We start from the raw sequence: 22458 nt of genomic DNA, 5'->3' as shown, positions 1-22458 counted from the left end.
CAATCACTCAAAGGAAAAAGCCCTTTCCGAAGAAAGGGCTACAAGACTTAAGGAACAACGTCAATCTTGGTTTCGGTTGATCCTATTGCACGCCAATAAGGCACATACATAGATTCAACTTGTGGTGGTGGTACTTGATAGCTACCCGGTGTTACGGCTCTTGCTAAATAGAGCAATGTTGTTGGGCGATATTTATCAACAGAGATAGCGGCAACAAATCTATCATCACGATATTCGAGATGTTTGATATTGGCTTGTCCCATATCGTCGATAAATTCCTGCAAGTCTGCTGCACTATCACTTAAGCTTGCGCTACTTGATGCTAAGTTTTGGTTTTCGATTTCCAGACCTGCTGGTAATAAATCAACAACTAATGCATCAGGCACGTCTCTATCAGCAGAAACTTCCAGTTTAACCACCAGCATTTCACCACTTTGTAAGCGATTAGGATGAACGCGGTTTCCTTTCAAATCATAATAACTACGGTGGACATTTAATACATTACTATAAGGGGCAGGAGCGACTTTTGGATAGCCCACAATATTCATACGAGAATAAATCGCGGCACCACCACGGTTATTTAGCTCTAAGCCTTCTTGTAGTTGTGCTGATGTTAATGTCTCATTGACTGCTCGATCGCTACTGATTGCAGGAATTTGACGATTAACAGCAACTTCCCAAGGCTGTTCTGCCATATTAATAAAGAAGCGTCCAGCAAGGTATAACGAGTTACTTTCTTGGGTTGAGAACCATTCACGGCTTGTTAAGTTATCAGATAGTTCAATCACACTTGCATCACGAGATTGTGTTTCAAGGTTATTTTCACTTAACAATGCAATAATTAATGCTTGGTCACGAATGGTGCTACCATAATCACCCAACCCATAATTATATTTACGTGTTGTTGTCACACCTTCAGCAATCAAGCTTTCAGCACGGCTACTATCACCCATTAATTTTAATGCGATACCTAACTGAACTAAAGCTAAGCCACTTCCTGCTTGATTACGCTCAAGATAGAGACGACGTAATTCACCTAAAGGTGCTTTTTGCTGATTTGCTAATACTAAAGCAGCATAAGCCCTTGCTGAGAATCGCGCTGCATCTTGGTTAACTGCATATTCATAGTTAACTAAGTTTTTATCTTGTAAATAACGTAATAAACGATCGTTTGCACGTTTTAATGAATCAGCAGGAACTGAGTAACCTTGTTGTGATGCACGGAATAAGAAGTCGGTTGCATACGCAGTTAACCAATATTCTTCACGTCCCCCCTGATCCCATAAAGAGAATCCACCTTCTGATTTTTGCATCGTCAGCAGATGAGCAATACCTTTCTCAATAGCGACCTTTCTATCAGCATCAGTTTGCGTTTTAATTCCCAATTGTTTCAACTCTTTTTCTGTTGAATACAGTGAAGGATAAAGCCCACTGACTGTTTGTTCTAAACAACCATAAGGATAAGCAAACAGCTCTCTAACATAACGCGCCACCTGCAACGGAGGACGACTTGTCAGTAATAATTCACCTTCAAGCGTTGAGCTATTAAAACGACTTAAAATTTCTGATGGTAAACGCCAAGTATCACCATCTTGCAATGTACTTGCATAGTGAATAGTTTCTGCTGGGAATGCGGGGCGAACACCGATATTCCATGTATTATGGTAAGGTTTAATCTCTTCACCCGGTACTTTAATACCATAAATAGACAGTGAGAATTCACCTTGTCCAAAGCCATGTTTCGCTTTTACTGGAATTTGAATTTGAGTACGTTCACCTTTCGTTAGCGAGACAGTTTTGCTTTCAGCGCCACCTAATCCCATCAAACCTGAAGCGGTATAATTTAAGGTAATAGATTGCGCATCATCCGTTAGATTAGTTAAATCTAAAGATAAAAGTGCATTATCACCACCAGCCATAAAGCGAGGTAATGAAAGCTGAGTGACTAACGGTGCAGCAATGACAACTTTACCTTCTTGGCTACCAAATTTATCCGCAGTCCAAGCTTGTGCCATTAAACGAACTTCGCCATTAAACTCAGGAATAGGTAAAGAAACCTCACCTTCACCTTGTGCATTTAATTTTACTGGAGCCGTTTGTTGAGCAATGATTTGCACATCAGTTAGTGGTTTTTTACCACCACGAGATAATGCTGCGGCTTCACCACCATCACCACCAAAGCGCAAATTAGCTAACCGCCCTTGCCCTTCAATTAATTGCCCATAAACATCATATTGGTCGATGCTGTAACGTTTACGACCAAAGAAAGCATCGTAAGGATCTGGTGTTTTATACTCTGTGATGTTTAATACACCAGTATCAACCGCAGAAACTAATACATTAATATTTTCAGGCAATGGCTGACCTGCAACTGGATTCGCTTTAATGCGGATTTTTAAATCTTGATTAGGGCGAATTTTTTCAGGTGCATCAAGTGAAATATCAATACGACGGTTTTTATCCTGCAATGGTAAATGCAAAATACCCACAGCACGTTTTACTGTCGCTTGTTTTGACGTATCTCCCGGTCTTACGACAACAGAAGTCAGATAGAGATCGTGTCTTGCCCATTCTTTATTAATAGGCACTTCAACATCAAGCCCTTTTTCTGGCACATCAATTTCCTGCCACCATAAAGGCCCATTACTTGATTCTAGTAACACATAACCTTTACCCGGATGAGGTGCAACGATATTTAACTTAACTTTTTCACCCGGTAAATAACCTTCTTTATCCAGTTTAAGCTTAACTTGGTCTGGTCTTACCGCACCTGTTCCACCGGTGTTATCCATCCAAGAATAACCTGCCCAGAAACGTAGGCTACTGACTAATTCTGTTTTAGGATCGACAACTTCAATACGATAAGAGCCCCATTCAACAGGGAATGCCACTTTTGCAGTGCCATCTTTTGCAATCTTGATTGTTTGCTCATCCATTTGCAGATCTTTTTCGTTATAGCCAGATTCCCAGCCATTCGAGCTAGACCAACGCCAGTAATAATCATGACGTTCATAGATAAATTTCACTTTAAGATCGTTAGCAGGTAGTTTCTTACCGTCTTGGTCTGTATAGACAATTTCAAATTCAGCCATTGAATTTTCATCAACACTGTAACCTGATTTATATTTGTCCGTACGATAGTCATAGACTTCTTTTTTAGGGAATACTGGGCGAATACCCGCAAGATGAGTGGCTGGCCAAACAGCTTGTTGGTAACGACGAGTAACAGGGCGTCCGCCTGCTTCAAGTAAACTTGCTTGTAAAATAATATTGATAGGTGATTTCAGTTCTTCATAGCGTTCACTATCAACATTCACGCCACCTTCACCATCAGAGTCTAAATTAAGTTCAAACTCATCCAGTAAACGGCTGAAGTTTTCATCCTTTACAGCACCAAATTCATAGCCCGGTAATTTACTGACAGCTTCACGAGAGGCTTTTAAGAAAACTTGCCCTTGTAAGCGATTATCGGCAGCTGGTGCACCATAAAGATAGCGACCCTTAATGTCAAAATAAGCGTCATTACCACTTAGTATAATTCCTTTCTTACCCGTGATTTCTAATGCCATACGTTCTGGCATAAAATCTTCGACCTGAAACTCATAGAAACGAGGAGTGCCATCGCCTACATCAAAACGTAAGGTACGTGTACCGGTATTTTCATCCGCAGGAATAACTAATTTTAATTGATAAAGACCGTTCTCTGGTTGCCAAACAAAACTACGAGAAACTTGCCCGTCTGTTTTAAGTAGATCAACTTTAACAGGCTGCTCTTTAATAGGATTACCATCACCATCACGTAGCAATGCATTAACGATTAATGTTTCACCGGGGCGATAGAGATCGCGAGGACCAAAAGCAAAAAATTGTTTGCTATAACCTTGCGGACCACCAATATCAAACTCAGAAAGATCAAGCGCAGGTTTACGCAAATCAATCATGCTGGTTTGCCCATCACGAATAGCCATTAATAAACGTGCTTTATCACTTTTCTCAAGTGTCGCATGTCCTTGGCTGTCGGTTTGCGCTTTAGAAATCAATCCACCTTTTTCATCTAACAGACGAATTTCTACTTTATCTAACGCAGAACCATTTTTAAGTGATTGGGTGAAGATATCTAACGTATCAAGATAACTATGCATTGATAGCCCGATATCACTAAATGTAAATACCGTTGCTGGCACTGTATAAGAATATTTACCCGCTTGTTGCATAACCGCAATGTAAGCACCTTCTTTTTTCAAGGCATCTATCGATTTTAGCGGTAGTAATACATTTTCACGGGTATTTGTTTCTGTGTTTAATTCGAAACGACCGGTATAAACCAAATCAGCTTGGGATAAAAACTCATCTGATTCCCAATAGTTAATATTGGAACGGCTTTCCCATTGTGTTAAAAATTGAGCGAGTTGCTCATCTTTAACGCGGAAAAAGTTTACATCAACTTGCCCCACATTTAACGCAATAATCGGTAGGCCTTCAGCCGCTTCAAGTGGTAATAACGATCCTTTACTAGTGAAGCCAACAGATGGGAAAATTTCTTCTGTCGTTAATTTCTGGCTAAAAGGTGTCGTTAATGTACGTTCATTAATACCTTTGATTTTTTCATCAATCGTTAAGTTTAATTCTGTTGATGGTGGTAAATGACGGAAACGCAGTTCCATTAAGTTATCAGATAACTCCCACGCACCTTCTAACTTCCCTTTTTTGGTATCAACAAGATGAATAACATCATCAAACTTTTGGTCAGGATCAAGCGGCACAGAGAAAGTCACAACCATAGTACTCGCACCATCACGTTGTAGCTCTGATGCATCTAATACAGTGACTTCTTTGCCTGCAAAACGCATTGCCAACTCATCACGAACTTCTTTGCTTTTTAATGCAGTTTCGTTATTCGTTTTTGTTGTAACTGCTGGTTTTTCACTTGTTTGAGTCGCGGTACCTGATGTACTCTGAGCAGTATCTTTTTGCTCGGCAACTTGTGTGTTTTGCGTCTTATCCGCAGCAGATGATACATTTTCATCCGCTTTATCATCACAGCCTGTAAGCGCTAATGATGATGCCAATACAACAGCAAGAGAGCTCCAACGATAACCTCTCTTTTCTGTATATTGTCTAAACTGGTTTTGGTTCATATCCATTTCCTTTAATTCAACCCCTGAATAATGCGATGTTTTATGCAGGCAGAGATAATATATGTATTTCTTCATTCTAATAAGGTAAAAAATAACGAGATAAGCTATTTTTTATCGCGTAAAACAAAATAATTTACGACACAAAATCGCCTTATTTTTATTTAAAAAACAAAGCCTATCTAAAACAAAGCGTTATATAAAAATGCAAACGATTTGCTAAATTAGTCAATTTTCTATTATAAGGTAAAAAAAGGCGATATCTGATGAGATATCGCCTAAATTTAGAGGACTGAATTAACTATCCAGATTAACTATCGGGATCCCTTTTCTTAAGAATCCCCCAAGTTTGCGTTGATAAAAAGGTGATACGTGGTGGATCATAAAATGACTTACACCTTTTTCATCTTTATCCACAAAGCAAAAATCTAGAGATTGCCCTTCTTCTAAATATTCAAAAGCTGATTCAGCCGCTTGTGGGAGTATCTGCGCAATTACCTCTTCTTCACCTGTTATCTCTAAACCAATAAGATAAAACGACTCTTCATTATCTTGCTCCTGAGCATTAACAATAAAGGCACGGCGGATCGGTTTATGCTCACCAAAAAACTCGCTAAGTGCGGTTGTTAATTTTTCAGGTTGTGGCTCTAGAACACTTAACTTTAAAGAAGAACCTTCAACAGAAACAATTTCTTGTGTCTCAAATTGTTCAGATACACCCATTACAAACTCCAAATCAAATAACGTTTATTATTTTGCTTTTGCTAATAACAGATTCGCGATAGAACGTACACCGTAACCCGTAGCGCCTGCTGCCCATTGTTCTACAGAAGATTTTCTGTACGTTGCTGAACAATCGATATGTACCCAACCTTTTTTGTAGTCAGTGACAAAGTGCGATAAGAATGCAGCGGCGGTACTTGCACCCGCAGTATGAGAAGGTGCGGCGATATTGTTTAAATCAGCGAAACTAGAAGGTAATTGGCTACGATGGAAATCCGCTAATGGTAGACGCCAGAACAATTCATTTTCTTGTTCAGCACTAGTTAGTAGCTCTGCTGCTAATTTATCATCAAAGCTCAATACAGAGTGGTAATCATTACCTACCGCAACTTTAGCGGCACCTGTTAATGTTGCTGCATCGATAATCAACTCTGGTGCAATATTGCTTGCATCAATTAAACCATCCGCTAAAACTAAACGGCCTTCAGCATCGGTATTCATGATTTCAACTGATTTACCATTACGGTAACGGATAATATCACCCAATTTAAAGGCATTACCGCTAACCATGTTATCTGCAATACACAGCAGTAGTTTCACTCGTTTATTTAAACCACGAGTAATCGCTAATGCCAAAGCACCCGCTAACGTTGCTGCACCCCCCATATCCGCTTTCATTGAATTCATGGATGATGAAGGTTTGATGCTATAACCACCTGAGTCAAAAGTAATACCTTTACCGACTAAGCAAGCAAATACAGGGGCATTGCTATCTTTGGTTGGATTGAAATCTAACGCTAAATAGACAGGATCACGAGAAGAGCCTCGCCCTACTGTATAGATACCTGCATAGTTTTGATCGCGTAGATCAACACCTTTGGTGATCTTATAGCTAATATCTTTTTTATCAAGACCACAGAAAAGATCAACCGTACGTTGTGCCAGTTGCTCTGGGCCTAATTCTTCAGCGGGTGTATTGATGGTATCTCTAACCCAATCAACAATGCGAATACGTGATTCTAGTTCGTGTTTATCTGCATCATTTAATTGTGGCCATTCAATTGAACGAGCGCCTTTAGGTGCTCTAAAACCTAACCAGAAAGCCCAACTACGTTCTAAATCCCAGCCGTCGCCAACAAGTGCAACATTACGAATGCCTTGACCATCAACTTTACGTCCACCACGCTGAATAGCGCCTAAACGGTTTTCTTCCGTTAAGTGGATTGTCATGCCGGTTTCGCTAGTGCTAATTAGTGCTTTTTCACCCCAACATGCAGCAGCAGGTTCATTTGACAGCATGATAGGCATAATTTGTTTATTCATTTATTGTCTCACTTATTATTACTGGTGGCAGTTAACCTATTCAGACTACCAGATATTTACCGTTTAGCGTGATCAATTTACTGCAAAAACCATGGGGTCACCATTATCATCCAGTGTTCTTCCGTATTTACATGATATTCCTAGAAGAAGATCGCATAACAAAATATCTCGACTACCTACTTTGTGGTTATTTTTAAATCACTGACAAGGTAAAATGTAAAAGGTCATAATGCAAAAAGACTGGCAATAAGCCAGTCTTTTAAATTTACGATATCGTCAATTATTCAAATTCATCAAGCCAAACAAGTAAAATAGCCTCAAGAATTTTTTCATTGGATTTTTGTGGATCATCATCAAAATCTTCTAAATCACAAATCCACTGATGCATATCAGTAAAGCGTACCGTTTTAGGATCAGTGTCAGGGTAAAGATCAAATAACGCTTCCCCTATTTCACGTGTGTCACTCCATTTCATGCTCGACTCCTAAAATTAATGCTCTCTTGCGTGGTTAATCGAATATTTAGGGATCTCAACAACTAAATCTTCGTCAGTCACTTTTGCTTGGCAACTTAAGCGGCTTTCTGGCTCTAAACCCCATGCTTTATCTAACATGTCGTCTTCAAGCTCTGAGCTCTCTTCAAGTGAATCAAAACCTTCACGCACTACACAGTGACAAGTTGTACATGCACAAGACATTTCACAAGCATGTTCAATCTCGATACCGTTGCGTAATGCGACATCTAGAATAGACTCACCTTCTGTTGCGTCAACAACAGCACCTTCAGGGCACAGTGTGCTATGGGGTAAAAATACAATTTTAGGCATAGTTATATCTCATCCACAGAATGACCTGCCAACGCTTGTCGAATAGATGAATCCATACGACGCGCTGCAAAATCCTGAGTTTGCTTATCCAGTAGTTTAATCGCGTTTTCAATGGCAACAGGATCTGTTCCTTCAACGCTCTCTATTAAGGTATCTACAACTTTGTCGATAGCCATTTTCTCATCTTCATTTAACAGATGAGCATCTTCTTCTAATGCTGCGGTTAAGCTTTCTAACACACGAGCTGCTTCGACTTTTTGCTCAGCTAAACGACGAGCTTGTAAATCTTCTTGGGCATTTTCCATCGAAGATTGGATCATCTTAGCGATTTCAGTATCACTAAGACCATAAGAAGGCTTGACCTGTACTGAGGCTTCAACACCCGTTGATTTTTCCATCGCACTAACACTGAGTAAGCCATCAGCATCAACTTGGAATGTGACACGAATATGTGCGCCACCAGCAGCCATTGGAGGTATTCCACGCAGTGTAAAACGAGCAAGAGAGCGGCAATCGCTCACCATTTCACGCTCACCTTGAACGACGTGAACACTCATTGCGGTTTGACCATCTTTGAATGTCGTAAACTCCTGTGCTCTAGCAACAGGAATAGTGGTATTACGAGGGATCACTTTCTCAACTAATCCCCCCATTGTTTCAAGGCCAAGAGAAAGAGGAATAACATCCAGTAATAGCATTTCGCTATCAGGTTTATTACCCACCAAAATATCAGCTTGGATTGAAGCACCAATGGCAACCACTTTATCGGGATCGATAGAGGTTAAAGGTTCACGTTTGAAATAATCACCAACCATTTGACGAACCAATGGTACGCGTGTTGAACCACCAACCATAACCACTTCTAAAACTTCATCTATTTCAACATCTGCGTCTTTCAATGCGCGACGAACAGATAATAATGTGCGTTTCACCAATGATTGAATTAATGATTCAAACTCAGCACGAGTGATCTCACCTTTCCATCCATTAATGTTGATATCTGCAACATCGTTATCACTCAATGCAATTTTAGTTTCTGATGCAACATCCAGTAATTGACGTTGTAATACAGCATCTTTTTGATGTCCAAAACCGGCACGTTCTCTTATCCAATCTGCCAGCATCGTATCAAAATCATCGCCACCTAAAGCAGTATCACCGCCAGTCGCTAAGACTTCAAAAACACCTTTAGTTAAACGAAGAACAGAGATATCAAAAGTACCACCACCTAAGTCATAAACAACAATGGTGCCTTCTTTTCCTGAATCTAGACCATAAGCAATAGCGGCTGCTGTAGGTTCGTTTAATAAACGTAAAACATGTAAACCAGCACGGCGAGCGGCTTCTTTTGTGCCTTGACGTTGGGCATCATCAAAATAAGCAGGTACAGTGACAACTACACCATCAAGTTCTCCACCTAATGATTGCGTTGCACGTTCAGCTAATGCTTTTAAGATGTCAGAAGAGACTTGAATAGGATCAACAATACCTGCCGCTGTTTTGATCAGCGGTAAACCATTGTCATTTTCATGAAAATGATAAGGAAGATTCGGATAACGGCTTGTCACATCTCTCAGTGAGCGACCCACCATTCTTTTAATTGAGCTTATCGTGTTAGCAGGATCTTTTTCTGCGTCTTTTTTAGCATTCCAACCAACGTTGATATTATCAACTTGATACTGCACGACAGATGGCAATAAATAGCGACCTTCGCTGTCAGAAAGCGCTTCGGCTTGCCCACTACGCACAGTGGCAACTAATGAGTGTGTCGTACCTAAATCAATACCCGCGGCAAGCCGGCGCTGATGCGGTGCAGGCGTTTGACCTGGTTCACTAATTTGTAATAATGACATAACTATTTCCCTTAAAAACCATCAAACAAGCGTTCTTCAAGTTGTTCTACTTGCTCTTTTAATTTCGCAAGAAAACGCAATTTTCTCACATTATCTGCTGCAACATCCCAAGTTTGATTATCTAGCGTTTTGACCATTTCATCATGGCGTACTGTGTACATTTTTTCTAAACGCGCAGAAAAATCGGCTAACAAACTTTCGGCTTCAGCACTGTGTTCGATGTTATCCAGCTCTTCACGTAATGTGAGTTGCTCCATTAAAAAAGCAGTATCGTGCATCGTTTGTTGCTCATTAGCAATATCGATACCGTGTAATGAGAGCATGTATTCGGCTCTTGAGAGTGGATTTTTTAAGGTCTGATAAGCCTGATTGATGGTTGAAGCAAGCGAGATTGCTTGAGCCTGTTCTTTTTCAGACTGACCTGCAAAACGATCTGGGTGATATTGACGCTGCATATCTTGATAACGTATAACAAGTTGTTGTTTATCAATATCAAAACGATTAGGCATGCCTAATAGTGTGAAATAGTCCATACATCTACTCTTGGATTAATTAACGTTAATACTGTGTTTTAACACAAATTACACAGTGAAGCTTTCACCACAACCACACTCATTCGATACGTTCGGGTTGTTAAATTTAAAGCCTTCGTTTAATCCTTCTTTGACGAAATCAAGCTCTGTTCCATCTAAATAGACCATGCTTTTACCATCAACGATAACTTTCACACCTTTGTCTTCAAAAACAGTATCTTCGTCATTGATGACATCAGCAAATTCAAGAACATAAGCCATTCCAGAACAACCGGATGTTCTTACGCCTAAACGTAAACCTTCACCTTTTCCACGGTTAGATAGGAAAGAGCGAACACGATTAGCGGCGGATTCTGTAAGGGAAATTGACATGGCACACCTCACTCATAAAGAACGAAAGCGGATACTGAAAAAAAGTTTCAGCATCCGCCAATATTTTATTTTTTTATTATAAAAGACAATTACTTGCCTTGGCGTTTGCTTTTATAGTCTGCAATCGCTGCTTTTATTGCATCTTCTGCAAGAATTGAACAGTGAATTTTCACTGGTGGTAATTCTAATTCTTCTGCAATTGCTGTGTTCTTAATAGATTCGGCTTCATCTAATGTTTTGCCTTTCATCCATTCTGTTACCAGTGAACTTGATGCAATTGCTGAACCACAACCATAAGTTTTAAAACGCGCATCTTCAATTACGCCATTATCGTCAACTTTGATTTGCAGTTTCATAACGTCACCACAAGCAGGTGCGCCAACCATACCACTCCCTACAGTAGGGTCATTATTATCAAATGATCCCACATTACGAGGGTTTTCATAATGATCAATTACTTTATCGCTATAAGCCATGATTTAACTCCTGAAAACGTCTGATTAATGGTGAGACCATTCGATACTGTTGATATCAACACCTTGTTTATGCATATCCCAAAGTGGAGAAAGATCACGTAAGCGACCAATTGCACTGTGGATTTGTTCAATTGCATAATCTATTTCTTCTTCTGTGGTGAAACGACCCAGAGAGAAGCGAATAGAACTGTGTGCAAGTTCATCAGTTAAACCTAATGCACGCAGTACATAAGAAGGTTCTAAACTTGCTGAAGTACAGGCTGAGCCTGAAGAGACAGCAAGATCTTTTAGTGCCATCATTAATGATTCACCTTCAACATAGTTGAAGCTCACATTAAGAATGTTTGGCGCAGTGTGTTCTAAAGAACCGTTGATATAAACTTCTTCGATATCTTTAATGCCATTCCATAAACGTAAACGTAATTCGTTTAAGCGTTTAGTTTCATCAGCCATTTCTTCTTTCAAAATACGGTAAGCTTCGCCCATACCCACAATTTGATGAACGGCTAATGTACCTGAACGCATACCACGCTCATGTCCGCCACCATGCATTTGTGCTTCTAAACGAATACGTGGTTTACGACGAACATAAAGTGCACCGATACCCATAGGACCGTAAACTTTATGCGCAGAAAGAGAAAGTAAATCAACTTTTAACTTAGAAAGATCAATCGGTAATTTACCAACGCTTTGTGTTGCGTCTACATGGTAAATAATACCTTTGCTACGGCATAATTCACCGATAGCAGCAATATCTTGTACAACACCAATTTCGTTATTTACATGCATGATAGAAACTAAAATAGTGTCTTCACGCATCGCTTCTTCAAGCTCTTTCAGGTCAATTAGACCATCACTTTTTGGTGCTAAATAAGTGACTTCAAAACCTTCACGCTCAAGTTGACGACAAGTGTCTAAAATGGCTTTATGTTCGGTTTTTGAAGTGATGATGTGCTTACCTTTTTTCTGGTAAAAGTTAGCAACACCTTTTAGTGCGAGGTTATCAGCTTCAGTTGCGCCTGATGTGAATACGATTTCACGAGGATCTGCACCGATTAAATCAGCGATCTGATTACGTGCAATATCAATAGCTTCTTCTGCTTGCCAACCAAAACGGTGTGAACGAGAGGCTGGGTTACCAAAAATGCCATCAATAGTCAGGCATTGCATCATTTTTTCAGCAACTCGTGGATCAACAGGAGTGGTTGCTGAATAATCTAGATAAATGGGTAATTTCATTGCTCACTAACTCCAAAGACGACGGATCTTCTTTAATAATTTTGTTTTTGCCTACCTAGAGATCGCCGTTAAACTCGCATATTAACAATGGTTTCTTGTAAACGACCATTGATAGCATGGCGTTTTTCATTGTCTTGACGATCGGCGACATCCATAACCTCTTCGTTATTTACTAACTCTTCAAGGCTGATACTGCTTAGGAAACTGGTTATACGATCACTTAAATCACGCCACAAAGTATGAGTCAGGCAACGATCGCCACCTTGACAACCTTCTTTGTTACCCTGACAACGGGTAGCATCGACAGATTCATCAACCGCAGAAATAACTTGAGCAACAAAAATTTGCCCTGCATCGCGGCCTAATAAATAACCGCCTCCAGGACCACGAACACTTGCGACTAATTCATTTTTGCGCAAACGTGAGAAAAGCTGCTCAAGATAAGAAAGGGAAATCCCTTGACGCTCTGAAATATCAGCGAGGGGGACAGGGCCTTGCTGTGAATGCAATGCAACATCAAGCATTGCAGTAACTGCGTAACGCCCTTTTGATGTCAGTCTCATAACAAATACTCCGTGGTGAACAATAATCAAATTGTGTCATTCCCGAGTAATTTAGTCAACTATTTATCCGAGTGTTTTAGTCAAGTATTATACTCAGCCAAAAGTTGACTTAAGTTAATCAACTTTACCCTCTATTTCTTAGCCCATTTCTCAACTGACGTTAGGATACCACGTAAGATATGAAGCTCTTGTGTTTCTGGACGTGCACGCGTAAATAGACGGCGTAAACGGCTCATCACTTGCCCCGGATGTTTAGGACGAATAAAGCCAGATTCATTAAGCACCTGCTCTAAGTGAACGTAAAAACGTTCTATATCGTCTGCTGGTGGATAATCAATCTCTGATGGGCTATTTTCCTCTTGTTTTTCTTCTTGGGCAAGTGCTGCCATACGAATTTCATAACTAACAAGTTGAACAGCCATCGCTAAATTTAAAGAACCATATTCTGGATTAGTAGGAACATACAGATGAAAATCACATTTTTGTAATTCTTCATTGGTTAAACCTGTGCGTTCGCGACCAAAAATAACAGCAACAGGCTTATTTTTAGCTTCCATAACACAACGCTCACCACATTCACGAGGTGCAAGCATTGGCCAAGAAAGTGTACGGCTACGGGCACTTGTTCCTATGACTAAACCACAGCCTTCAATCGCTTCATCGATACTATTAACAATATGTGCATTGCCAATAACATCACTTGCACCTGCGGATAGGGCAATAGAATGTGAATCTGGTTTTTCTTTTGGATTAACAAAATAAAGATTGGTTAATCCCATGGTTTTCATAGCGCGAGCTGTAGAGCCCATATTGCCTGTATGCGAGGTTTCTACAAGGATGATGCGAATATTTTCTAACATTGATTTCTTGTTAATTGCTTTATGATCCATCTATTTTATCACAATTGTAGCCAGAAACACGAATGCCTGTTATACTCTCGCACGTTTTTTATCCCCGTTCTTTAACATCTTGTGGAAGATAACCATGCATCCGATGCTGAATATTGCCATACGTGCCGCACGTAAGGCTGGTAATTTAATCGCCAAAAATTACGAAAATCCTGAATCTGTAGAAACTAATCAGAAAGGTACCAATGATTTTGTCACTAACGTTGACCGTGACGCAGAACAAGCAATCATTGAAATCATCCGTAAATCTTATCCAAAACACACCATTATTACGGAAGAAAGTGGCGAGTTACTCGGTGAAGATCACGACATACAATGGGTTATTGATCCACTTGATGGCACTACTAACTTCATTAAACGTCTTCCACACTTCTCTGTTTCTATTGCTGTACGCATTAAAGGTCGTACTGAAGTGGCTGTTGTTTACGATCCTATGCGTAACGAATTATTCTCAGCTGTTCGTGGTCAAGGCGCACAGTTAAATGGTTATCGTCTACGTGGCTCTAACGCTCGTGATTTAGACGGAGCTGTTCTTGCGACTGGTTTCCCATTCAAAAGCAAGCAACATTCAGCCGCTTATATGAATATGTTAGGCAAACTGTTTGTACCTTGTGCTGATTTCCGTCGCACGGGTTCAGCTGCATTAGATTTAGCTTATGTTGCAGCAGGCCGTGTTGATGGTTTCTTTGAGATTGGCTTAAAACCTTGGGATTTCTTAGGTGGCGAATTAATCGCTCGTGAAGCAGGTGCTATCGTTTCTGACTTTACCGGTAATCATGGCTACCTACAAACAGGTAATATTGTTGCAGGTAACCCACGTGTTGTCAGAGCATTATTAGCTGAAATTCGTAGTGAATTAACAGACGCATTAAAACGTTAATTTCATTGATACGAATAAAATATATACAAAGAAAAAGACCATAATATTATGGTCTTTTTTATTGCCTACTAATTTATTGTTAATAGTGCATTTACTGATAATTGGCTAATTTCTTGAGCTATTTTATCTAATAGTTGCGATGTCATTTCTTGTTTATCAATACGTAATAAAAACGCTTTTCTCGCAATCACAAACCCAAGTATTTGCCCAATAACGGCATGAGCACGAATAGTAGTCGTTAACGTATCACTCTTTTTATCAATTAATTCGATGAGATGAGATAGCCGTAAATGAAAAGGCTCTATTAAATTACGATAAATTAACTCATAATTTTCAGTTGGTTCCAGTTGCTCACGTAAAATCAACTGACTGTAATAATGACGTTCAGGTGCTAATAAAGCGCGCGTTAATCCCGTGACTAATAAAGGGATCAGAGAAGCAAGTAATTCACGATCTAACTTATTTTCTTTTAATAAAAACTGAAGCTTATGATCAAATTGGTCAAAATGAATTTCTGACGCTAATTCTGTCGCAATATATTGAATAACGGCGGTATAAACGCCTAGTTTTCCACCAAAATGATAAGGAATTGCTGATTGATTAACACCAGCATCCTGCGCAAGTTGTCTCGTTCTCAACCCACTAATTCCGTGTAGTGCAAAAAGTTTAATACCTTCTTGTACTAACTTTTCTTGAGTCTGTTCTGTACTTATCGCGGTTTTACTGGTGTTTTTCATTATTTATTAACTATTTATTATTAGGCTTATAAATCAGCCCGCATTAATTGTGTTGAGTTTGAATTTAACTCAATCCCTTTACTTTTACCAACTACAACTGTACCACCTAAGTTACATAAGTGATGACCAAAGCCACAGTTAGGCTCAAACGCAAACGTCATACCTTCTTGTAATACAAGCTCTCGACCTGGATTTGGTAATCTTTCAATTTGTTTATAACGACTCGCCAATGGTAATGATTCGATACCCGGAGCAGTACCAAAACCAATAGGCCCATAAGGATTGATGCTATGGATAAGTGGATGCACATGCCATCCTCCTGATTGTAATAATGGTTTTTCCATTAAATCAACCACTTCACCAAAAGTAACGCCCGCTTTTAAATGCTCAACACCTATTTCATAACATTCTCGAGCAACCAAAGCGGCTTTTTCTAAATTCTCATGAATTTTACCCACTGCAACAGCGGCTTGGTGTTGTGTTTCATACATTCCATATAAAGCGAAAATTTCTGATAACACAATGTCGCCCATTTGAATTTCACGTGGCGCTTGTGAGCGATATTGCCAAGCTGGAGGACCCCAACCAATATATTCAGAACCTGATCCCATTAGAATTTCAGCCGTAAACCCACCTCTGGATAAGCAAGTTGCAGTAATAGCGGCTGCAAGATCAGCTTCTGTCGCCCCTGGTCTGGTTGTTACGCGCATTGCTTCACTCATTGCTTCACCAATAGCAGCGGCATATCTCACATGTGTCAGTTCTTCTTCACTTTTAACGGATGCACGTTTAAAGAAATCACGATAAACACAGCTAAATTTCGCATAAGGAAATGCATCCTTAATACCGTTTAGAGTATTAAATGGCATTGCACCATCAAAATAAAATGGAGGATAAGGCTCTAAGCCAATAACACCAATATGTGCATTTTGTTGCACACCCATTTCTTTCAGTAATTGAGCAATATTACGCCCTGTTTTTCCTACAACAAGATTGTCTTCATCAATCCACTGCAAATCACCACGTAGTTTTGCCTGCATATGATCGGCAATCATCATTGGTGCAAAAGTGACTATCAATGGTTTTTTATTTTCATGAAAAATAACAACCGATCCTAGTCGGTCATTTGTAAAATAGTGGTCAATACAAAATGGTGCCGGTGCGGCGGATTCTCTATCACCATAGATAATCAATGTATCTAGCTGATTATCTTTCATAATATCTCTAGCTAACTGCCAGCGTCTGTCTCTTTCTTGTAAAGAAAAACTGGCTGGGATCACCGATTTATTGTTCATAATAATACCTTTTTCACATTCATTCATTTGAATGAATTAAATCTAACCCTAATATTTAAAATGATCAATTATTCGCTTGATCAAAAAATGCGCTTTTTCAAGGAGAAAAGAAAAAGATCTGCAATATCAAAAGACATTACAGATCTTAATTTTTATAAAATAGAAGAATTAGGTATTTTGAGGCTGTACTCTTGGTCTGATAAACATAGCAGGGATCGTTAATGCTGCCATTAACCAGAAGATCAACGACTCTTGATTAGGAAGTTTTTCATACAACCAACCAGAAACAATAGTCATAATCGCAATACTTCCGCCCATCGCTAAAGCAGAATACACCGCTTGTAGACGAATAATTTCGTGCTCTTGACGTGCACTAATAAAGCGCATTGCCGCTAAATGGCATACCGTAAACGTACCACTATGTAAGATTTGAACAACAATAAGCGCGGGTAATGCGGTAAAACTCCCCATTAATCCCCAACGTAAAAGCCCAGCAAAAGCAGAAAGTAAGAGTAGATTTCTTGCGCTCCAGCGGCGGAATAAACGATGGCTCAACATAAAAACAACCACCTCTGAAACCACACCTAACGACCAAAGGTAGCCGATTGTTGCGGTGTCATACCCTGCTTTTTCCCAATAAAGTGCACTAAAACCATAATAAGCAGCATGTGCACCTTGTAGCAAAGAAACACATAGAAGAAAACGCCAAACTGGTCCATCTGAAATCAGTTTCATAAAGGACACATTACTGTGTTCAGCTTTTTTTACTTTACCCTGTGGCATAACTTTAGGGCGGAGCATAGATGTCAAGAATAGTGCAAGAGTACTAGCAATCAATCCATAAAGGATAATGGGATGTCCAAAAGCATCAATTAAAACACCTAGCAATGATGAGCTAATAATAAAAGCGATTGAGCCCCAAACGCGGATTTTCCCATAGTCAAAAGGAAACTGTTTTTGCCACGTTCCAGCTAGAGAATCCCCTAAAGGCACCATCGGTGAAAAGAAAACGTTAAATCCTGTCATCACAAAGAATAACCATGCCCAATGGCTACCCATCATAAATGCAACAGTAAAAAGTAATGAGAGAAAAGCAAACAATCTCAATGCAGTGATAAGTTTTGACGGATCCTTTACCGCAGGCGTTAAAATTAGGCTACCAACAAAACGTGCGGTTAAACCTACGCCTAATAACAGACCTATCATTGCAGGATCGACGCCCTCTCCTTTTAGCCATATGGACCAAAAGGGTAAAAAGATGCCGTATGAAAAGAAATAGGTAAAATAATCTAAGGCAAGCCACAATGTTGATGGAATAACCATCCAATCCCCCATTTTTAAGATGCAAAAAAACCCGCCAAGAACAAGTTCTCGAAGCGGGCTTGTACAACGGGTTCTATTATATCGTTACAAACTTATGCGTAAACTGGAAATTTAGCGCAGATATCCAAGACTTTTTGTTTCACTTTCTCAATGTTCGCTTCATCATTGATATTATCAAGGACATCACACATCCAACCGGCTAATTCACGAGCTTCCGCTTCTTTAAAACCACGACGTGTAATCGCTGGAGAACCGATACGAACACCAGAAGTTACAAATGGGCTACGTGGATCATTTGGTACGCTGTTTTTATTAACAGTAATATTTGCACGACCCAGTGCAGCATCAGCGTCTTTACCTGTAATATCTTTATCTACTAAATCTAATAAAAACAGGTGGTTTTCAGTTCCGCCAGACACTACTTTATAACCGCGATCTAAGAAAACGTCTACCATTGCTTTCGCGTTTTTAGCAACTTGTTGCTGATAAACTTTAAATTCTGGTTCCATAGCTTCTTTTAATGCAACCGCTTTACCTGCAATAACATGCATTAAAGGGCCACCTTGAGAGCCAGGGAATACAGCAGAGTTCAGTTTTTTATAAAACTCTTCATCGCCACCTTTAGCAAGAATAAGACCGCCGCGTGGGCCTGCTAAGGTTTTATGGGTTGTTGTTGTAACAACATGTGCATGAGGAACTGGGTTAGGATAAACACCTGCTGCAATCATACCTGCTACGTGTGCCATATCAACAAATAAGAATGCACCAATGCTGTCTGCGATTTCGCGCATTTTAGCCCAATCAACCAGACCAGAATAAGCAGAGAATCCGCCAATGATCATTTTTGGTTGATGTTTTTTAGCTTGAATAGCGATATCTTCGTAATCAATTTTACCTGATTCATCAATACCATAAGGTACGATGTTATACAGTTTACCAGAGAAGTTAACTGGTGAACCATGAGTTAAGTGACCGCCTTGTGCTAGGTTCATACCTAAAACTGTATCACCTGGTTTTAATAATGCCATATAAACAGCGGCATTCGCTTGTGAGCCTGAGTGAGGCTGTACGTTAGCGTAATCTGCACCAAATAATGCTTTTGCACGATCGATAGCCAGTTGCTCTACAACATCCACATACTCACAACCACCGTAGTAACGTTTACCCGGATAGCCTTCAGCATATTTATTTGTCAGCTGAGATCCCTGCGCCTGCATAACACGAGGGCTGGTATAGTTTTCAGAAGCAATAAGTTCGATGTGCTCTTCTTGACGAGTCACTTCACCTTCCATTGCATTCCATAATTCTGGATCGTAATCAGCAATATTCATTTCACGTTTTAACATTCACATCTCCTGACTCAGCTAACTTCACTAAAGACAAACTCCCATGCGGGAGAAAGAATGACATACAGTGTAAACTCTTTTTCTTCATTGAGATAGCCCCTAATGAAAAAATACGCAATCGTTTGCCATCCAACTATAACAGCACATTATTACTTTTTAACAACCCCATTTTATCCTGTGCTTATTCCCCTTTTTGAGGCACATCTCGCCTTATTTTGCAAACACCCCGCATCATTCTCTAAGAATTGAGATTTTTTGTTAAAAAATAAAAACAGAGATTTACAAAATAATCAAAAAGAGATAAGTTGCATATAAAATGCAATTTATAAAAATTCACAATAAACTGAAAAATTTTCAGGAGCAATTATGTTAGATGCACAAACTATCGCGACAATTAAATCCACCATTCCCCTCATTGCTAAAACAGGTCCAGCATTAACAGCCCACTTTTATGACCGAATGTTTTCTCGCCATCCAGAGTTAAAAGATATTTTCACCATGAGCCATCAAAGCAGTGGTGCACAACGCGAAGCCTTATTTAATGCGATATGCGCTTATGCGGCAAACATTGAAAACTTAGCCACCATTTTGCCTGCTGTTGAGAAAATTGCACAAAAACATGTCAGTTTAAATATTCTTCCTGAACACTACCCCATCGTCGGTGAGAATTTATTAGCAACAATTGATGAGATGTTTAGTCCTGGGCAAGAAGTGCTAGATGCTTGGGGAGCCGCTTATCAAGTATTGGCCGATGTCTTTATCAATCGAGAAGAACAAATTTATCAGCAAAAAGAACAAACAAGCGGGGGCTGGAGAGGATTACGGAACTTTAAAGTTAAACATAAAATAAAACAAAGTGATGTCATTACCAGTTTTGAATTAGAGCCTGAAGATGGACTTGCTGTTACTCCTTATCAAGCAGGGCAATATCTAAGCCTTTATATCCGTGATAAGCACCTTGAAAATCAAGAAATACGTCAATATTCATTAACTCAGTCATCAAATAATAAAACCTATCGCATCGCTGTAAAGCGTGAAGATAAAGGTATTTTATCGAATTTTCTTCATGACCATATTCAAGAAGGTGATACTTTACAAGTTGCCGCACCAGGGGGCGATTTCTATTTAGATGTATCACCAACAACACCAGTAACCTTAATTTCAGCAGGTGTGGGTTTAACGCCAATGCTATCTATGCTACACACGCTTTCAGCTCATCAAGCTAATATTAATTGGTTACATGCTGCCGAGCATGGTGGTGTCCATGCGTTTAAAGATGAAGTTAATCAAGTCGGCAATCAACTTTCACACTATCAACAAGCGATATGGTATCGCACACCACGCACCGAAGATGTACAAAACAAAGATTATCAATTCGAAGGCTTAATGACATTAAAACAAGTTGAAGATTGGTTAGCTATTCCTGATATGCATTTCTATTTTTGTGGCCCATTACCTTTTATGCAATCTGTTGCTAAACAACTTATTGAACTAGGTATTCATAGTGAGAAACTTCATTATGAATGTTTTGGTCCTCATGCTGTTATTACACAAGGCTTACAATAAAAAATACCATCATTAACGTTCAATATTAAATTGAATAAAAAAGCGCTGATAGCATTATAGCTATCAGCGCTTTACTTAATTATCCCACTGCCTTTTTATGGTCGATATTTATTTTCCATCGCAGCGGGAATAACATGATATTTAGCAGAAAAACCGTACCAAATAACACTAATTAAACAGAGCGTATAACCAAATAATTCACTGCCCTCTTCCACCATATTTTTAACGGCACGGTTATAATCTTCACCTAATAACTTATGCCAAAGTATTCCCATACCAAATAAGCGAGAGAACAGCAAAATACATAATAAGCCAGCAACTAACATTCCATGGCTTGGATGAGTAATAAAGTGAATTAAGCCTTTTAATGTTCTCTTACCTTCTCTAATTGCAATGGCAATACAAATAAACGTCACCGTTAAGGCAAACCAAACCCAAGAGCCGTGTGCGATCTGATCAAATACACCATCTAACTCACGAATTAGAATACACAAGAAAAAACCCATAATAAGCGTGAACGCTCCCCGCTGTTCACTATCTTGGCACGCTTTAACAAAAAAGAATAAGCAAATGATAGCGACGATAATTTCTTGGCCTAATTCAGTTACTGATGTTTCAGAAATACCATTATCAAGAATTAAAATATCAAGAAAAATAAATCCCGTCGTGATAGCGATTAACACTGCTGCACATAAAAATAAAGCGAGACGCTTTAATAAATAATTAAACACTATTTTGCCCATACCTTAATGATTTTTTAATGTTGATGATAATAACTTTCCTTAAAAGTTATTGAATAACATTTTGTGCCTTAAAGTTAATAAAAAATAGTAAAATAAATCACTAAGCGTCATCAATAGACTTATATAAGGTATAAATAGCATTATAGGCAAAACATTAAAAAATAAATTATGCGCAATAAAAAGAAAAAGCCCGATATTTTGATTAAAAATATCGGGCTTTAATAAAAATAAATAATATAAATATTTGGCTTAAGTTTAATTACTATATAGCTTAACTAAATAGCCTCTTCGTCTTGTTCGCCAGTACGAATACGAATAACACGACTCACATCGAAGACAAAAATCTTACCATCACCAATTTTACCTGTTTGTGCCGTTGTCATAATTGTATCTACACAAGTTTCAACAATTTCATCAGAGACAACAATTTCAATCTTCACTTTAGGTAAAAAATCGACCATGTATTCAGCACCGCGGTAAAGCTCAGTATGCCCTTTTTGGCGACCAAAACCTTTCACTTCTGTTACGGTCATTCCCGTGATACCCACTTCGCCGAGTGCTTCTCTTACATCATCTAATTTAAACGGCTTAATTATCGCTTCAATTTTTTTCATCGT

At 39.2% G+C, this 22458-nt stretch carries 20 protein-coding genes; 2 read left to right on the top strand and 18 right to left on the bottom strand.

What is annotated here, in order from left to right; genetic code table 11:
• Positions 1-47: 47 nt before the first annotated feature.
• From GTK47_RS09310 to trmJ, 12 genes are all read right to left on the bottom strand, one after another.
• Complete coding sequence (locus GTK47_RS09310) at positions 48-5144, bottom strand: alpha-2-macroglobulin (protein ID WP_165122871.1); 5097 nt, start codon at positions 5142-5144, stop codon at positions 48-50.
• A 288-nt stretch (positions 5145-5432) separates the two neighbouring features.
• Complete coding sequence (locus tag GTK47_RS09305; protein ID WP_098942299.1) at positions 5433-5858, bottom strand: enhanced serine sensitivity protein SseB C-terminal domain-containing protein; 426 nt, start codon at positions 5856-5858, stop codon at positions 5433-5435.
• A gap of 27 nt (positions 5859-5885) precedes the next feature.
• Positions 5886-7181, bottom strand: coding sequence for an aminopeptidase PepB (gene pepB, locus GTK47_RS09300; RefSeq protein WP_165122870.1), 1296 nt, complete (start codon positions 7179-7181; stop codon positions 5886-5888).
• 280 nt (positions 7182-7461) lie between these two features.
• Positions 7462-7656 (bottom strand): Fe-S cluster assembly protein IscX, encoded by a 195-nt coding sequence (gene iscX, locus GTK47_RS09295; protein WP_006533441.1) that lies wholly within the window; start codon positions 7654-7656, stop codon positions 7462-7464.
• A gap of 15 nt (positions 7657-7671) precedes the next feature.
• Entirely contained in the window at positions 7672-8007 is a 336-nt protein-coding gene (gene fdx, locus GTK47_RS09290; protein ID WP_006533442.1) for an ISC system 2Fe-2S type ferredoxin, read from the bottom strand.
• Positions 8008-8009: 2 nt separating this feature from the next.
• Positions 8010-9860, bottom strand: coding sequence for a Fe-S protein assembly chaperone HscA (gene hscA / locus GTK47_RS09285; protein ID WP_165122869.1), 1851 nt, complete (start codon positions 9858-9860; stop codon positions 8010-8012).
• Positions 9861-9871: 11 nt separating this feature from the next.
• On the bottom strand, positions 9872-10393 hold the full coding sequence (hscB, locus tag GTK47_RS09280; protein ID WP_165122868.1) for a co-chaperone HscB: 522 nt from the start codon (positions 10391-10393) through the stop codon (positions 9872-9874).
• A 48-nt stretch (positions 10394-10441) separates the two neighbouring features.
• Positions 10442-10765, bottom strand: a complete 324-nt coding sequence (iscA, locus tag GTK47_RS09275; RefSeq protein WP_006533446.1) for an iron-sulfur cluster assembly protein IscA — start codon at positions 10763-10765, stop codon at positions 10442-10444.
• Between the two features lie 89 nt (positions 10766-10854).
• Positions 10855-11241 (bottom strand): Fe-S cluster assembly scaffold IscU, encoded by a 387-nt coding sequence (gene iscU / locus GTK47_RS09270; protein WP_023581622.1) that lies wholly within the window; start codon positions 11239-11241, stop codon positions 10855-10857.
• 24 nt (positions 11242-11265) lie between these two features.
• Positions 11266-12480 carry an IscS subfamily cysteine desulfurase gene (locus GTK47_RS09265; protein WP_072063243.1) on the bottom strand — a complete coding sequence of 405 codons (1215 nt, stop codon included), beginning with the start codon at positions 12478-12480 and terminating at the stop codon, positions 11266-11268.
• Between the two features lie 68 nt (positions 12481-12548).
• Entirely contained in the window at positions 12549-13043 is a 495-nt protein-coding gene (gene iscR, locus GTK47_RS09260; protein ID WP_006533450.1) for a Fe-S cluster assembly transcriptional regulator IscR, read from the bottom strand.
• 131 nt (positions 13044-13174) lie between these two features.
• Entirely contained in the window at positions 13175-13903 is a 729-nt protein-coding gene (gene trmJ, locus GTK47_RS09255) for a tRNA (cytosine(32)/uridine(32)-2'-O)-methyltransferase TrmJ (protein ID WP_088495051.1), read from the bottom strand.
• Between the two features lie 124 nt (positions 13904-14027).
• On the opposite strand from trmJ, the gene suhB reads away from it, so the two are divergent.
• On the top strand, positions 14028-14831 hold the full coding sequence (gene suhB / locus GTK47_RS09250; protein ID WP_023581619.1) for an inositol-1-monophosphatase: 804 nt from the start codon (positions 14028-14030) through the stop codon (positions 14829-14831).
• Positions 14832-14899: 68 nt separating this feature from the next.
• Here suhB and GTK47_RS09245 read toward each other — a convergent pair whose 3' ends face one another.
• From GTK47_RS09245 to glyA, 4 genes are all read right to left on the bottom strand, one after another.
• Positions 14900-15568, bottom strand: coding sequence for a CerR family C-terminal domain-containing protein (locus GTK47_RS09245; protein WP_165122867.1), 669 nt, complete (start codon positions 15566-15568; stop codon positions 14900-14902).
• A 26-nt stretch (positions 15569-15594) separates the two neighbouring features.
• Positions 15595-16863, bottom strand: coding sequence for a M24 family metallopeptidase (locus tag GTK47_RS09240; protein ID WP_165122866.1), 1269 nt, complete (start codon positions 16861-16863; stop codon positions 15595-15597).
• 168 nt (positions 16864-17031) lie between these two features.
• The gene (locus GTK47_RS09235; RefSeq protein WP_165122865.1) at positions 17032-18186 is read right to left on the bottom strand and encodes a 3-phenylpropionate MFS transporter; all 1155 of its coding nucleotides are present in this window, start codon (positions 18184-18186) and stop codon (positions 17032-17034) included.
• Positions 18187-18278: 92 nt separating this feature from the next.
• Positions 18279-19532, bottom strand: a complete 1254-nt coding sequence (glyA, locus tag GTK47_RS09230) for a serine hydroxymethyltransferase (protein WP_165122864.1) — start codon at positions 19530-19532, stop codon at positions 18279-18281.
• Positions 19533-19898: 366 nt separating this feature from the next.
• Here glyA and hmpA point away from each other — a divergent pair, with 366 nt between their 5' ends.
• A complete protein-coding gene (hmpA, locus tag GTK47_RS09225) occupies positions 19899-21098 on the top strand; it encodes an NO-inducible flavohemoprotein (RefSeq protein WP_165122863.1) in 1200 nt (399 codons plus the stop codon).
• Positions 21099-21193: 95 nt separating this feature from the next.
• Here the strand turns inward: hmpA and GTK47_RS09220 are convergent, their stop codons facing one another.
• Together GTK47_RS09220 and glnB are read right to left on the bottom strand one after the other, a co-directional pair.
• Entirely contained in the window at positions 21194-21841 is a 648-nt protein-coding gene (locus GTK47_RS09220) for a hypothetical protein (RefSeq protein ID WP_165122862.1), read from the bottom strand.
• A gap of 275 nt (positions 21842-22116) precedes the next feature.
• Positions 22117-22455, bottom strand: coding sequence for a nitrogen regulatory protein P-II (gene glnB, locus GTK47_RS09215; RefSeq protein ID WP_023581614.1), 339 nt, complete (start codon positions 22453-22455; stop codon positions 22117-22119).
• Between the last annotated feature and the right edge of the window lie 3 nt (positions 22456-22458).

This window comes from Proteus sp. ZN5 (genome assembly GCF_011046025.1).
In the GTDB taxonomy this organism is placed as follows: Bacteria; Pseudomonadota; Gammaproteobacteria; order Enterobacterales; family Enterobacteriaceae; genus Proteus.
The sequence above is the reverse complement of the archived record's forward strand: the minus strand, read 5'-3'. Positions and strand labels throughout refer to the sequence as shown.